Origin of the sequence: Pseudomonas sp. Z18(2022) (assembly GCF_036346535.1) — a bacterium.
GTDB lineage: Bacteria > Pseudomonadota > Gammaproteobacteria > Pseudomonadales > Pseudomonadaceae > Aquipseudomonas > Aquipseudomonas yamanorum_A.
Genome location: NZ_JAOTOA010000010.1, coordinates 179,355 through 193,709 on the forward strand (window position 1 = coordinate 179,355; position 14,355 = coordinate 193,709).

13 protein-coding genes are annotated in these 14,355 nt (G+C 62.6%); 8 read left to right on the forward strand and 5 right to left on the reverse strand.

Features of this window, described 5'->3' with window-relative positions:
* Positions 1-86: 86 nt before the first annotated feature.
* Positions 87-1,007 carry a DMT family transporter gene (locus V3W39_RS20370; protein WP_330213209.1) on the reverse strand — a complete coding sequence of 307 codons (921 nt, stop codon included), beginning with the start codon at positions 1,005-1,007 and terminating at the stop codon, positions 87-89.
* 92 nt (positions 1,008-1,099) lie between these two features.
* On the opposite strand from V3W39_RS20370, the gene V3W39_RS20375 reads away from it, so the two are divergent.
* From V3W39_RS20375 to V3W39_RS20400, 6 genes are all read left to right on the forward strand, one after another.
* On the forward strand, positions 1,100-1,663 hold the full coding sequence (locus V3W39_RS20375; protein WP_177112674.1) for a helix-turn-helix domain-containing protein: 564 nt from the start codon (positions 1,100-1,102) through the stop codon (positions 1,661-1,663).
* Between the two features lie 154 nt (positions 1,664-1,817).
* Positions 1,818-3,014 carry an SfnB family sulfur acquisition oxidoreductase gene (locus tag V3W39_RS20380; RefSeq protein WP_177048028.1) on the forward strand — a complete coding sequence of 399 codons (1,197 nt, stop codon included), beginning with the start codon at positions 1,818-1,820 and terminating at the stop codon, positions 3,012-3,014.
* Positions 3,015-3,026: 12 nt separating this feature from the next.
* Positions 3,027-3,353 carry an acyl-CoA dehydrogenase gene (locus V3W39_RS20385; RefSeq protein WP_177048030.1) on the forward strand — a complete coding sequence of 109 codons (327 nt, stop codon included), beginning with the start codon at positions 3,027-3,029 and terminating at the stop codon, positions 3,351-3,353.
* Entirely contained in the window at positions 3,353-4,732 is a 1,380-nt protein-coding gene (locus V3W39_RS20390; RefSeq protein ID WP_177079893.1) for an LLM class flavin-dependent oxidoreductase, read from the forward strand. The genes V3W39_RS20385 and V3W39_RS20390 overlap by 1 nt, the downstream gene beginning before the upstream one ends.
* Positions 4,733-4,915: 183 nt before the next feature.
* Entirely contained in the window at positions 4,916-5,503 is a 588-nt protein-coding gene (locus tag V3W39_RS20395; RefSeq protein ID WP_177121816.1) for a hypothetical protein, read from the forward strand.
* Positions 5,504-5,603: 100 nt separating this feature from the next.
* Entirely contained in the window at positions 5,604-7,022 is a 1,419-nt protein-coding gene (locus tag V3W39_RS20400; RefSeq protein WP_330213210.1) for an FAD/NAD(P)-binding protein, read from the forward strand.
* A 103-nt stretch (positions 7,023-7,125) separates the two neighbouring features.
* Here V3W39_RS20400 and V3W39_RS20405 read toward each other — a convergent pair whose 3' ends face one another.
* From V3W39_RS20405 to V3W39_RS20420, 4 genes are read right to left on the reverse strand one after another with little or no spacing between them, the layout of a single operon-like run.
* Positions 7,126-8,391 carry an efflux RND transporter periplasmic adaptor subunit gene (locus V3W39_RS20405; RefSeq protein WP_177079890.1) on the reverse strand — a complete coding sequence of 422 codons (1,266 nt, stop codon included), beginning with the start codon at positions 8,389-8,391 and terminating at the stop codon, positions 7,126-7,128.
* Positions 8,381-9,862 carry a TolC family protein gene (locus V3W39_RS20410; RefSeq protein ID WP_177048040.1) on the reverse strand — a complete coding sequence of 494 codons (1,482 nt, stop codon included), beginning with the start codon at positions 9,860-9,862 and terminating at the stop codon, positions 8,381-8,383. The genes V3W39_RS20405 and V3W39_RS20410 overlap by 11 nt, the downstream gene beginning before the upstream one ends.
* Positions 9,855-11,054: an ABC transporter permease gene (locus tag V3W39_RS20415; RefSeq protein ID WP_177112682.1), complete on the reverse strand. Its 1,200-nt coding sequence runs from the start codon at positions 11,052-11,054 to the stop codon at positions 9,855-9,857. Before V3W39_RS20415 ends, V3W39_RS20410 begins: the two co-directional genes overlap by 8 nt.
* Positions 11,051-11,758, reverse strand: a complete 708-nt coding sequence (locus tag V3W39_RS20420) for an ABC transporter ATP-binding protein (RefSeq protein ID WP_177048044.1) — start codon at positions 11,756-11,758, stop codon at positions 11,051-11,053. Before V3W39_RS20420 ends, V3W39_RS20415 begins: the two co-directional genes overlap by 4 nt.
* Positions 11,759-12,121: 363 nt before the next feature.
* On the opposite strand from V3W39_RS20420, the gene V3W39_RS20425 reads away from it, so the two are divergent.
* Complete coding sequence (locus tag V3W39_RS20425) at positions 12,122-12,877, forward strand: TetR/AcrR family transcriptional regulator (protein ID WP_177134350.1); 756 nt, start codon at positions 12,122-12,124, stop codon at positions 12,875-12,877.
* Between the two features lie 105 nt (positions 12,878-12,982).
* Positions 12,983-14,323, forward strand: coding sequence for a hypothetical protein (locus V3W39_RS20430; RefSeq protein ID WP_330213211.1), 1,341 nt, complete (start codon positions 12,983-12,985; stop codon positions 14,321-14,323).
* The last annotated feature ends 32 nt before the right edge of the window (positions 14,324-14,355 follow it).

Here is a 14,355-nt window from a genome sequence, read left to right on the forward strand (position 1 = left end):
CCGGAATCTTGATCACCAAACGGCAAGATGTGGCAGGATCCTACAAGGTAGGCTGAAAAAGCTTGTTTGGCATTGTTTCAGTAGCCTTAGCCTTGGGTTTCCTGTTCCAGCTCATTGCGCGCTTCAAGCGCCTTCTGCCCCCGCGTCGTCATCTCGCTGACAATCACCGCCGCCACAATCAACGCCGCACCCACCATGGCAATCGGTGGGAACCGCTCCCCGGCAATCCGCCCGACCACGCCGGCCCACACCGGCTCACCGGCATAAATCAGCGTGGCCCGTGTCGGCGAGACGCTTTTCTGCGCCCAGTTCATGGCCACCTGAATCACCGCGCTGGTCAGTCCCAGGCCCACTGCGCTGAACAGCAGCAACCACGAGAACCCCGGCAGCGCCTCACCCATCGGCACCACCATCAGGAACGACAGCACCGACGCCGTGGCCAGTTGCACCACCGTCACCCGGCGCACATCCACCTGGCCGGCAAAGGCGCTGATCATGATGATTTCGGCAGCAATCGCCACGGCACCAATCAACGTGGCGATTTCACCGGGGCTGAAATTCAGCGACGCGCCCGCCGGGCCGGTCAGCAGCATCAACCCGGTAAACGCCAGCATGATGCCGATGCTCGGCATCAACCCCGGCCGCCGTCCCAGCACCAGCCATTGCAGCAGCGGCACGAACGGCACATACAGCGCGGTGATAAACGCCGACTGGCTGCTCAGGATCGTCTGCAAGCCAATGGTCTGCAAACCGTAGCCAAACATGATCGCCACGCCGATAAAGCAGCCGGCCTTCAGCTCAAACAGGGTCAGGCCCCGCAGGCTGCGCAACGAGAACGCCCCGACGATAAGCGCCGCCGCCGCAAACCGCAGGCCGACAAAAAACATCGGGCCACTCACGGCCATGGCGTGCTGCACCAACAAAAAGGTGCCGCCCCAAATCATGGTGATCACCACCAATACACATTCGGCTTTGCTGAAACGGGAAAACAACGGGGAGGTGGTCATGGCGGCTCGGTCTTGCACAGGAGGGGCGCGGACCGCACAATGCGCCGCAAGCTGGGCAGTATACTGCGCAACCCCACCCTGTGAGCAATATAGTGCACAAAGAAAATCCGCAACGGGCCTCGGTCCTGCAACACGTCAGCCAGAACGTTCGGCGCCTGCGCCATGCGGCGCAGTTGAGCCAGACGGCCTTGTCCGAAAAGTCCGGCGTCAGCCGGCGCATGCTGGTGGCGATCGAGGCGGGGGAGAAGAACGTCAGCCTGTCGACCCTCGACCGGGTGGCCGAAGCGCTGGACGTGGCCTTCAGCGACCTGATCCAGGCCCCGGATGCCCCCGATCACAGCCGCATCAACGAACTGGCCTGGGCCGGCGAAATTCCCGGCAGCAAGGCCGTGCTGCTGGCCAAGGCCACCGCGCGCCGCGAGGTGGAGCTGTGGGAGATGCGCCTGGAACCCGGTGACCGCTACATGCCCGAGCCGGACCCCGAGGGCTGGAGCGTGCAGTTGTTTGTGTTCGAAGGGACGCTGACGCTGGGGCTGGGTGACGAGGAAAAACACGTCGCCACCGGTGAGTTCCTGATGTTCGCCAGCCGCCACCTTCACGCCTATCGCAATGACGGCGAGGTGGCGGTGCGGTTTGTGCGCAACGTGGTGATCTAACTGTTGGCAGCGCAACAGTGGTTGGACACTTTGCTGTTTTGAACCGCCGACAACTTCCCCGATTTGCCGGCAACCCGCTGATTTAATTGATCATTGGATTCAGGCACGACTCCTGCAATTACTCCGGTATCTCTCTGGAGCCTGGAGTCGGCCCATGTCAGCCCAACCCCAACACCCTGCCCACATCATCCGCTCGGACGCCGAGGCCATCGCCGTTGCCACCGAGTTGGCCAAGCGTTTTGCCGTGGAAGCGGGCGTACGCGACCGCGAGCGACGCCTGCCGGTGGCCGAGCTGGACGAATTCTCCGCCAGCGGCTTGTGGGGCATCACCATTCCCAAGGCTTACGGCGGCGCCGGAGTGTCCTATGTGACGGTGGCCGAGGTGATCAAATTGATCTCCGCCGCCGATCCGTCCCTGGGGCAAATTCCGCAGAACCATCTCGGGGTGGTGGACATCCTCCTGCAAACCGCCAGCGAGGAGCAAAAGCAGCATTACTTCGCCAAGGTCTTGCAGGGCTACCGTTTCGGCAATGCCTTCTCCGAAGCCGGGAGCAAAAACGCCGGCACCTTCGACACGCAAATCCGTTTCCACGGCGATACGGCCCAGATCAACGGCGAGAAGTTCTACTGCACCGGCGCACTCTTCGCCCACCTGGTGCCCACCGTCGGCAACAACGAACACGGCCAGGCGTTTATCGCGTTCGTCGAACGTGATGCGCCGGGCCTGACGGTGGTCGACAGCTGGGACGGCTTCGGCCAGCGCACCACCGCCAGCGGCGGGGTCACCCTCGATGGCGTCACCGTGCCGCTGAGTGCGGTGATCCCGGCCCACCAGGCTTTCGACCAGCCCACCGCCAACGGCCCGATCTCGCAAATCATCCAGGCCGCCGTCGACACCGGCATCGCCCTTGGCGCTTTGGAACAGGCCAAGATTTATGCGCGCCAGGCCCGTCCGTGGATCGACAGCCAACAGGATCACGGCTGGCAAGACCCCTTCACCATCGCGGCCATCGGTGACCTGGAATGGCGCGTGCACGGCACTGAAGCGATCCTCGCCAAGGCCGGCGTGGCTGTCGACCGGGCCCTGGCCGACCCCAACGAAGACACCGTGGCCAATGCCTCCCTCGTTGTCGCCCAGGCCAAAGTGTTGTCGGCGGAAACCGCGTTGCTTGCCAGCAGCAAACTCTTCGAACTGGCCGGCACCCGCTCGGTCACCGGCAAGCACAACCTTGACCGCTTCTGGCGCAACGCCCGCACCCACACCCTGCACGACCCGGCCCGCTGGAAATACCACCTGATCGGCAACTTCGTGCTCAACGGCGTCAAGCCTGCGCGCCACGCCTGGAACTGAGGAGCTTTATCCATGACCGCACTGAATCAGGCGCGCCAACTGCTGGAAAGCACCCGGCGCTTTGTCGAGAAAAGTGATGACCCCTACGTGATCAGCCGCTTCGGCGATCTGCAGATTCGCGTGGACGTAGCGGCCGCTCTGTTTGAGCGTGCCGAAACCCACCCGAGCCCGGTGGCCCTCACCGAAGCGCAGATCGCGGCGGCCGAAGCCCTCATCGCCGCGAGCAATGCCGAATTCGAACTCACCGGCCAACGCACCGCGCTGCCGCCGACCCTCGATGACCCGTTGCGCCGCAAATACCAGATTGTCGGCAACTACCACCTCAACGGAGTGCTTTGATGTCCCGTGAAATCCGCTTGAATGCCTTCGACATGAACTGCGTCGGCCACCAGTCCCCCGGTTTGTGGGCCCACCCGCGAGACCGCTCGTGGCAGTACAAGGACCTGGAGTACTGGACCGACCTGGCAAAAATCCTCGAGCGCGGCAAGTTCGACGGCCTGTTCATCGCCGACGTGCTGGGCATCTACGACGTCTATAACGGCAACGGTGACGCGGCGATTCGCCAGGCCACCCAAGTGCCGGTCAACGACCCGCTGTCGCTGATCGCACCCATGGCACTGGTCACCGAACACCTGGGGTTTGGCCTGACCGCCTCGCTGTCTTTCGAACACCCGTATCCGTTCGCCCGGCGTCTTTCCACCCTCGATCACCTGACCAAGGGCCGTATCGGCTGGAACATCGTCACCTCATACCTGGAAAGCGGCGCGAAGAACCTCGGCCAGAAAGCCCAGACCGAACACGATGCGCGTTACGACTACGCCGAGGAATACCTGGAGGTTTGCTACAAACTCTGGGAAGGCAGCTGGGAAGAGGGCGCCGTGCTGCGGGACCGCGAGCGACGGATCTTCAGTGACCCGAGCAAGATCCACGAGATTCGCCACGTCGGCAAACACTTCCAGGTGCCCGGCATTCACCTCTGCGAGCCTTCGCCACAACGCACGCCGGTGTTGTACCAGGCGGGCGCGTCCAGCCGGGGCAAACAGTTCGCCGCCGAGCAGGCCGAGTGTGTATTTGTGGCGGCACCGTCGAAAGTGCTGCTGAAGAAAACCGTCGCCGACATCCGCCGGCGTGCGGCCGAGGCAGGGCGTGACCCGAAGAAAATCCTGATCTTCAACTTGCAGACCGTGATCGTTGGCGAAACCGACGCCAAGGCCAAGGCCAAGTTCGACGAATACAAATCCTACGTCAGCTACGAAGGCGCGATGGCATTGATCTCCGGCTGGACCGGTATCGACTTCAGCCAGTTCAAGCCTGATGAACCCCTCAAGCACGTGCACACCAACGCCATTCAGTCGGCGGTGGAAGCGTTTTCCACTGCTGATCCAAACAAGGTCTGGACGCCGAATGAACTGGCGGACTGGGTCGGTATTGGCGGCTTCGGCCCGTTGTTTGTCGGCGGCCCGCAAACCGTGGCCGACCTGTTGCAGGAGTGGGTTGAAGAGACTGATGTAGATGGCTTCAACCTGGCCTATGCATTGACCCACGAGACCTTTATCGACGCGGTCGACTTGCTGGTGCCGGAGTTGCAGAAGCGCGGGGTGTACAAGACTGAATATGCCCAGGGCACCCTGCGGGAGAAATTGTTCGGGGAAGGCGCGCGTTTGCCGGACAACCATCCGGGCGCCAGCTATCGCGACCTTAAAGCCACAGCGATCTGACTGGAGAAACCGGATCAATGTGGGAGCTGGCTTGCCTGCGATAGCGGTGAGTCAGCTTGCATCTGTGTTGGCTGACACCCCGCTATCGCAGGCAAGCCAGCTCCCACAGGTGATCTTCATCAAGCCAACGATTTCGGCCAGCGGACCACCGCATGCTTGTTCCACCAATAGGAGCATCACCCTATGAGCGTGCATGAACGTGAACTACCACTGGATGTGGAATGGCCCGCTGAACGGGTCACGGTGTTGCCCAAGGCATTGGCGCAGTTGCGCCACTGGGCGCAGGTGACCCCGCTGCACAATGCCCTGCGTCACAAGCGCGACGGCCAGTGGTACGCCTGGCGCTGGATTGATGCCCTGCGGGATGTCGAGCGTCAGGCCGATGGCTTGCGCCAGCAGGGCTTTACCGAAGAGTCGCGGCTGGCCCTCAGCGGGGCTTTCGAGCCTCATTTGTTGCTGCTGGCGCTGGCCGCCCAGGTGATCGGTGGCCAGATCCTGACCCTGGCCGATGACCTGGAACCTGCCGCCTTGCAGCAGCAGTTGTGGCGCATTCGACCTACCCACGCGTATGTCCCGGGGCTGCAGCCGGTGGCGGTTGTGCAACAGGTCGGCATCGTGGACACGTCCCAGCGGCTGTGCCGCTGGTGGCAGCCTTCCGGCAAGACCGAGCTGTGGAGCGAGGAAAGCACCCACGGGCAAGGCGGCCTGGCGGCGGTGCTGGAGCAATGGCTGAACAGCGGTCAGAGCCTGGGCTTTCCCCAGTCGGGCTGAGCTATTCGGGCCGAGCTATGCGCCCCGGGTCGATGTGCTGGATACTGCACGGGGCGATTTTTACCATAACCATTCAGGCAGACAGTAAGGGCGCAATTTCATGAGTGAAACCGAACGCGGACAGGCGACGAGCGCCATTCGCAACGCTGATGTGCTGATTGTCGGCGGCGGCCTGAGCGGGACGATGCTGGCGGTGCAGTTGCTGCGCCTGCCGGGCACGCGGCAGATCCTGGTGATCGAGCCGCGCCAGGAACTGGGGCGCGGCGAGGCCTACAGCGCGGTGGAGCTGGGCCACACCCTGAACGGCAACGCCGCCCGCATGAGCGTCGACCCGGACAACGCCGATGACCTGACCCAATGGCTGACCGCCTACATCGCCGGCGGTGGCTGGCCGGAGTCAGACCAGCAACACGTGCCCATCAGCGAACTGTTTCCGCCCCGCGGGATTTTTGGCCTGTACGCGCAACAACGGCTGGCCGAGGCCAAGGCGCTTTCGACGTCGACCGTCGAGCATATCCGCGCCGAGGTGGTGGACCTTGAAGTGGATGAACACGCCACACGGCTGATCCTGAGCGACGGCCAGCAACTGCGTGGTGCCGTTGCAGTATTGGCCACCGGCATGTTCCCGGCGGCGCGCACGCCCCAGACCGAGTCCAGCGGCTTGAATGCCGCGGCAGTCGACCCGTGGGATGTGCAGGCCATGACCCAACTCGACCCGCAATCCACCGTGCTGATCATCGGTTCCGGGCTGACCATGGTCGACGCCGTGGTGTCCCTGGAACAGGCCGGTCACCGTGGGCCCATCGAGATTTTTTCACGCCACGGCCTGTTGCCCCATGTGCGTCGGCAGCCGCCGGCCTGGGTCGACTTCCTGGGGGAAGACCACAGCCTGCGCAGCCCCCGGCAATTGCTGCGGGAAGTGCGTCGCCAATGCCGGCTCGCGCTGGCGCAGGGGATCGACTGGCAAGCACCGCTGGACACCGTGCGCGCCAACATCGGGCGTTTGTGGAGCCAGGCCAGCGAGGGCGAGAAGCGCCAGTTCGTGCGGCATATTCGGCCCTGGTGGGAAAGCCATCACCACCGCTCGCCGCCCTTGAGTGCCGAGTTGGTGGCACGGTTGCATGGGGAAGGGCGGTTGCGGATTCAGGCAGCTTCGTACAAGGGGCTGGTGCCATCTGAAGGTGATGTCACGATTCGCCTGCGCCATCGGGGCGAGCAGGCCGTCGTCGAGGTGTCGGGGGCAGCGCTGATCAACTCCAGCGGAATTGAATACGACTGGCGGCGCGTGGCCCGGCCGTTGCCCCGGCAGTTGCTCAAGCGCGGGTTGATTCAGCCCGGGCCGTTGGCGCTGGGGATTGCGGCGGATACTTCCGGGGCGGTGCTGGATGCCCAGGGGAATGTCAGCCGGCGGCTGTTTGCCATGGGCCCACCGCTGCGCGGGATGTGGTGGGAAAGTACGGCAGTGACGGATGTGGCGATTCAGGCCAAGGCACTCGCCGCCAGGTTGGCACACCTCTAAATCTAATGTGGGAGCTGGCTTGCCTGCGATAGCGGTGGGTCAGCTGCATCTTTATCAACTGACAGCTTGCTATCGCAGGCAAGCCAGCTCCTACAGGTCGGGGTTATGGCCCGACCTTCACAAACCCCGGCTTTAACCCAAATACCTCAACGCCTTGCGCCGTCGACTGCCCGGTGGTCACCGTCACCCGCTCCACCGGTTTATCCATCGTGGCCCGATACTCCACCGTCATCACCCCATCCCCGCGACTGATCGCCTGGGCCGGCACCACAATCGCCTGGTCATTGTTATAAGTCACGATGGTCAACCGCGCACTCATCCCCAGCCGCACCCGTTGCAACTGCTGCGGCGTCAGCTTGGGAATCGACAGGGTCACCGGAAACTGCGCGCTGCCCTGGCTGTCGCTGGCAATTGCCAAGCCGCTGACCACACTCACCGACCCCGTCAGCCGCTCCCCGTCAAACCCGTCGCCCATGACCTCCACCGCTTGCCCTTGGTGCAGCTGGTTGATGTCCAGCTCCGAGACCTTGGCAACGATTTTCAGCTTCTCGATATTCGCCAGCCCAAACAGCACCTGGCCCTGGCTGACCTTGCTCCCGGCCTGCACCGGCGCGTTGTTGTTCCCGCCGCCCTGGGACGATGAGCTGCCGCCCGGCGCCGGTACCACGATGCCGGAGAACGGTGCCTTGACCTCCTTGCCATCGAGCAGGGTGCGCAGGGCGTCATATTTCACCGTGGCGTTGGTCAGCTCCATATCGGCGATCTGCCGGTACTCGCCTTGGCCTTGTTCCATCGCCTGCTGCAACTCGCCACGGGCCGCCGCCAGGTCGAGTTGTTGCTGGATGGCCTGTTGCTTGAGGTCGTCGAGTTCGTTGCGCGGGATGATGCCGCGCTTGAACAGGTTTTCGCTCTCGGTGAGTTTGCGCTGGGTGTTGCTGGCGCTCATTTCGGCGGTGCGCAGGTTGCGGCGGGCGCGGCCGACTTGTTGGCCGCTGTCCCAGTCCTGCATTTCCTGCACCGTGCGCCGGGCCTTGAGCTGCGCGGAGAGGGCGTCGCGCAGTTGCACTTCGAGGGTGGCCGGGTCCATTCGCAGCAGCACCTGGCCGGCTTCCACCCGCTGGCCCTGTTCCACCAGGTTGGCCTGCACATTGCCGTCGAAGGGCGCGGTGAGGGTGATGGTGGTGTCGGGCTCGATCTTGCCCACCAGGCCGATCTGGTGCACCAGCGGGTCGACCTTTACCGCCAGCCATTGTTCGGCGTTGCCGGGCGGGTTGGCGGCCGGGCTCTGGCGGCTGAGCAGCGTGATGCCGACACCGGCCACCAGCACCATCAACACGACACCCAACAGGCGCTTCTTATTAGTAGTCATTGAGGGCGATTTCCCAACTTTCCAGCGTCATGCCCAGGGTCAGGTCGAACTGAGTCTGGGCGTTCAAATAAGCAATCAAGGCATTGAGCCGTGAGTTCTCGGCGTTGCGCAGGTCGGTTTCGAAACTCAATACCTGGAAGTTGGTGGAGCGCCCGGCGCTGAGTTTTTCCCGTTCGATTTCGATCTTGCGCTTGGACAGCTCCACCGCCCGCTGGGAGATTTCATACTGGCGCCAGCGGGTGCCCAGGTCACGCACCACATCGTTGACGTCGCGCTCCAGTTGCTGGCGGGCGTCGGCGATGATGATTTCCTGATTCTCCGCGTCGACCCGCGCGTGCACTTCGGCCTGGCGGGTGCTGATATCGCCGATGGGAATCTGCACCTGCACGCCGGCATAGCTGTCCCAGCGCCGGTTATTGGAGTGGCCGTTATCGTCATTGGTGTCGGCCCGTATCTGGTTGGCGCCGGCCACCAGGTCCACCTGCCAGCGGCCGGAGTCCTTGGCGATCACCAGGTTGAGGTCGGCCTGTTGACTGCCGAGCAGGGTGGCCAGGTAGTTCGGTTGCTGGTTCTGCGCGAGTACGAAGGCCTGGTGCTTGTCGATGTCCATGCGCTTGGCTTCAAGGGCTTCGGTGGCGCGGATCGGCGTCGACAGGTCGAGGGCCAGCAGGCGCAGCAGGGCCAGGCGGCTGGTGTCGAGTTGGTTCTGGGCTTCTTCCACCCCCAGTTGCTGGGTGGCGATGTCGGCTTCGGTCTGCACAATCTCGAACTCGGCCATGCGCCCGGCGCTGATCAGCGCCTTGTTCACTTCCAGCAGCGTGCCGGAGCGTTTGAGGGCGTCCTGGACGATGCTCAGCTGTTCCTGGGCCCGCAGCAATTCGCGGTAGGTGGTGATGATGTTGCTGATGGTCTGCGCCACGTTGGCCTTGAGGTTCAGGCGGTTGGCCTGCTCCGACAGGCGTGACAGGCGCAGCGGGGCGGTGGTGGCGTCCCAGCCGGCACCGCGCATCAGCGGCTGGATCACCGACAGGTCGAGGCCGTCGCTGCGGTAGCGCCCGGCACGGTCGGCGTTGTTCAGTTGCTGGGTCCAGTTCATGCTCAGGCGCGTGCCGTATTCGCCGAGCAAGGTGGCGTTGGGCGCCAGGTTGGCGTTGCGGGCGTTGTCGTCGCTGCCTTTGTTGGCGCGGTAGTAGCTGTTCAGGGTCAGCTTGGGGTTGAAGGTGTCTTCGGCCACCCGCAGGTCGAATTTCTGCGCCACACGTTGCAGGTACGCGCTGCGAATTGCCGGGTTGTTGCGCAGGCCCAGGTACACCGCGTCGCCCAGGGTCAAGGTGGTGGACTGGGCGTTCAGCGACACACCGCGCTCATAACCGCTGCGGGTGGTGCTGGGCGCCGACGGGCGAATCACCACGTCGGCGGCCACGCTGTGCAAGCTCACCAGAGCGCTCAACAACAGCAGCCGTTTATTCATCGCGCAGGGCCTCCACCGGTTGCAGGCGCGAGGCCGACACCGCCGGATAGATCCCGAAAAACAGCCCCACCAGCAACGTGCTGCCCACCCCCAGCGGCAGCGCGGCCACCGCCAGGGAAAACTGCCAGCCGGACAGCCAGGCATACAGGTACGCGGCGGTCATGCCCAGTACCGCGCCGCAGACGGCGCCGACGGCGGTCAGGGTCACCGCTTCCAGCAGGAACAGGTTGCGAATGTCCCGCTGGCGCGCACCGAGGGCCATGCGAATCCCGATTTCCCGGCGTCGCTCCGAAACGTTCATCAGCATCACGTTCATCACGCCGACGCCGCCGCCCACCAGGGAAATCGCGCCCAGGGCCAGCAGCAGGTAAGCGAAGGTACGGCTTTGCCGGGTCATGCCATCGATCATTTGCTGGGGCACCTGAATGTCGACATCGTGGTCGGTGAGCTGGGTTCGCAGCGCCGCCGCTGCGTCCTGGGCCACACGCTCCATGTCCTGCCCGGAGGTTGCGCGGATAATCACGTTGGCAACTTGCGGATTGGCGTAGATGCGGCGCATGCCCTGGGCGGGCACGAACAGCGATTCGTTGGCCTGCACCGGGATCAGCATTGCCCGGGGTTGGCTGTGCAGGATGCCCACCACCAGGAACAGGTAATCGTTGATGCGCACCCGGTCGCCCAATTGCAGCGGGTCGCCGGGCGCGCTCAGGGCCTGGGCGATCTGGTCACCGATGACCGCGTAGGTTTCCCCCGCATCGAAGCTCGACAGGAAACGCCCCTCGCGTACCGACAGGCGCATCGCGTCTTTCAAGTCCGGCGTACTGCCGACAAAGTTTGTGTTGACGGTGCGGCCATGGAACACCGCCGGCCCGCTGAACAACGAGACCGCGCCGATATGGGCGATACCGGGCACGCTGCGGCGCACGGCCTCCAGGTCCAGGCGGGCGGGCATCTGTGCGGTGCTGGCACCCTTGGGCGGAAATTGCGCCACCAGGGTGTCGGTGCCCATGTCTTTGAAAATCATCGCTGCGTCTTCGGCGGCGTTGTGCCCGATATTGATCAGCGCCACCACCGATGAGCTGCCGATGACGATGCCCAGCAAGGCCAGGATCGAGCGCTTGCCCAGGGTGCGCAGGCTGACAAATGCCTCGTGCAGCAATTGGCTCAGGCTTTGTTCGACCCGCAGGCTCATAGGCGCCCGGCCTCTTGCACCACGCCGTTGCGCACCAGGATCTTGCGATTCAGGCGCTCGGCAATGTGCGGGTCATGGGTGACGATAATCAGCGTCACCTGCTGTTCGCGATTGAGCGCCAGCAGCAGGTCCATGATCTCCTGGGCGGTGGTGCTGTCGAGGTTGCCGGTGGGTTCGTCGGCGAGGATCACCGAGGGATTGCCCACCAGGGCGCGGGCGATGGCGACGCGCTGGCGCTGGCCGCCGGACAGGTCCGCCGGGCGATGATGCGCACGCTCGGCCAGGCCCACCTGGTCAAGCATGCGCAGGGCCTGTTCCACCGAGTCATGCCGCGACACGCCACGGTAGCTCAGGGGCAGGGCGACATTGTCCAGGGCACTGAGGCGCGGCAGCAGGTTGAAGCTTTGAAAGACGAAACCGATCTGCTGATTGCGGATCGCCGCCAACTGGTCGGGGCTGGCGCTGAAAATGTCATGGCCGGCAAAACGGTACTGGCCGCAGTCGGGCAAATCCAGCAGGCCCAGAATATTGAGCAGGGTACTTTTGCCGGAGCCGGACGCGCCGAGAATGCCGCAGCTGTCACCGCTTTGGATGGCCAGGCATACATCATTGAGAATCGACAGGTGTTGACCGGCCAACTGATAGCTTTTGCCGATGCCTTGCAGGGAAATGAAGCCTGGGTGCGCGGGGGTATCTGTCATCATGACTACGCCTGCAGCCTCGACAGCACCGCGCATCCCCTGAAAATCCTTGTAACAAGTTCAGGGGCTGCCTGGTACACGTCACGGACTGGTTTTATTTCTTGTTTTTAAAATATTGTTTGAATACTAACCGCGATCCCGCCGTTCCGCCAGCCATGGATATAGAGCGGTTTTACCCTTTGAAACGATTCCTCTACGGGGCATTTCAGGCGCCGGAAAAATCCATCAGCTACCCTCAACGAGCCCGTCATTGCTGGCTTTGGATGGTATGGCGCAGTGTCACTACTTGCTTTCAGGCAGCGGCCCCGGTATAAAAAATCAAATTAATTTTTAAAACAATATTTCCGCAGTGGAACCCCAATCCCTATGGTCGCGAAGAAACTCAGCGCTCCAAACGTTACCAAGACCCGATTGCTGGATGCGACAGAGGCTCTTTTCATCAAATACGGCTATGACGCCGTTTTGTTGCGGCAGATAACCGAGAGGGCGCAGGTCAATCTCGCTGCGGTGAATTATCACTTCGGGGACAAGGATTCCCTGATGAAAACCCTGTTGATGCAGCGCCTGGAGCCGCTCAACGAGCAGCGCCTGGAGCTGCTCGCGCGGTGCGAAGCCGAATCCGACGGCCCGCTGGACTGCGACACCTTGCTGGGCGTGCTGTTCGCCCCGGCCATGGGCCTGGAGCGCAGCGACCCGGCGAGCGGGGAAGGGCGTTCGTTCATCCGTTTCCTGGGGCGTGTGTACAGCGACACCTCGCCGTTTATCCAGGAATACCTCAAGGTGCATTACCAGCCGGTGTTCCAGCGCTTCTTTGAAGCGTTCGCCCTGGCCCTGCCGGATTTGCCGCGCAACGAACTGGGGGTGCGCCTGCAATTTGCCCTCAAGGCGATTTCCGGGGTAATGGCCGGCACCGAGCTGCGCTTGCTGATGAACTCCATGAGCCTGGGGCGGCCGGCGACCGATGCCGAAGTGATGGCCAAACTGATCACCCTGGTGTCGGCGGCGATTCGCGTGCCCCAGCAAAGCCCTGAGGCCGAAACGGCTCTGGCGCGGGTGCTGGACACGCAACGTGCGATCCGCGAGCAAGCGGCTGCCCCGAGCGCCGGAAAGGCCGCTCGCTGACCTGTCGTCCGTCGGTCGCCACTGTCAAATTTCACAGCTATACAAGCAATCCGATGCATTGCTAAATCGGGCAGACACCCTCGCCCGATTTGCAGGTGCCCGAATATGGCTGAGCAGCATAACCCCGGACCCAACCCGCCGACCGTTGAGGATTTGACTGCGCCAGTGGGTACGCCGCTATTTATCAACGGCCCCTACACAATCACCCCTTTGGGGCACTTGAGGCTTCGTCTGAGCCTGCACGATGACGCCTACCGGCCAGTCCCCGAAGGTGCGGTACTCATCACATTACCGGACGGGGCGTTCTTTGATGACGGCAGCAGCGGCGTTCGCAGTTTTGTAACCGACGCGGCTGGTTTTTTGCTGGTCGAAGGTATTCAAGGGCCTGGGATAACGGGGCGTTATACCTTTAATGCACAGAGCGGCTCGAAACTCGCCTCTGCCTCGCTGGCAGTGGTGGCTAACGGGCCCGATGAAAAGATACCGCTCCGATCTCCCCAGGGCAGTGCCTTGACGCCTGACGGTACGCGGCTTTATGTGTGCGCTTTCAGCGATCGATACATTGCCGTGCTGGATACGCTCATGCTGCGCATCCTCTATCGAATTGTCCTGGACTTTCCCCCTCTTGAGGTCGTGATCAACCCCCAGGGTACTCATGCATACGTCAGCCATCAGCAAGGGTTGTTGATTATCACGCTGAGCAGCCTGCAAGTGATATCCATGAGACTGGGACGCCATGATACCGGCCTGGTCCTCAGCCCTGATGGACGTAATCTGTGTTTCTGTGTTCAGGGAGGGGGCGTTGCCGTTCTCGATACGCTGACCCAGGAGGTCGATACAGTCGAGATGACCCCTACAACACCGAATGCCATCGTCGTCAGCCCGGATAACCGCCATGGATTCGTTTGCAGCCGATTGAGCGCAACACTGTCGGTCATCGACATCCTTGAACGGCGGCAGGTCAGGGCCATCCCGCTGATTGCTGCGGGGACAGGCATGGCAATCAGCCCTGATGGTGCGTTGGTGTATATCAACCTTTCCGGTCTTGCGCGGATGGCGGTGTTTGACACTGCCAGCAACCAGGTAAGCGACTACATCCTGCTGACCAACAGTCTGTTTGATACCTTGGCCGCCAGTCCTGACGGAAACTGGCTATACACCACCAATGGCACCTCTGTGATCACAGGTTTTCTGGCGGCAATCGATACCTCGAGAAAAGAACAGGTCCTGACCCTGGCGGGTGAGGGCCCCCGTCATGTGAGCATCAGCCCGGACGGTACCTGTATCTTCGTCAGCAACAGGGGTGATAACACCTTGCAATCCTTACACCCGCAGGTGGCGGGTCTGGATAAATCACAGGCAAAAAAAACCCGCTGGGGCGGCGGGTTTTTAAGTGCAGCATTTGTAACGGATGAGGCTTCACACTACGGCTGGGGATGTGAATAAAACGTGAAAAATATGTAAGAAAAAGTGTGAAG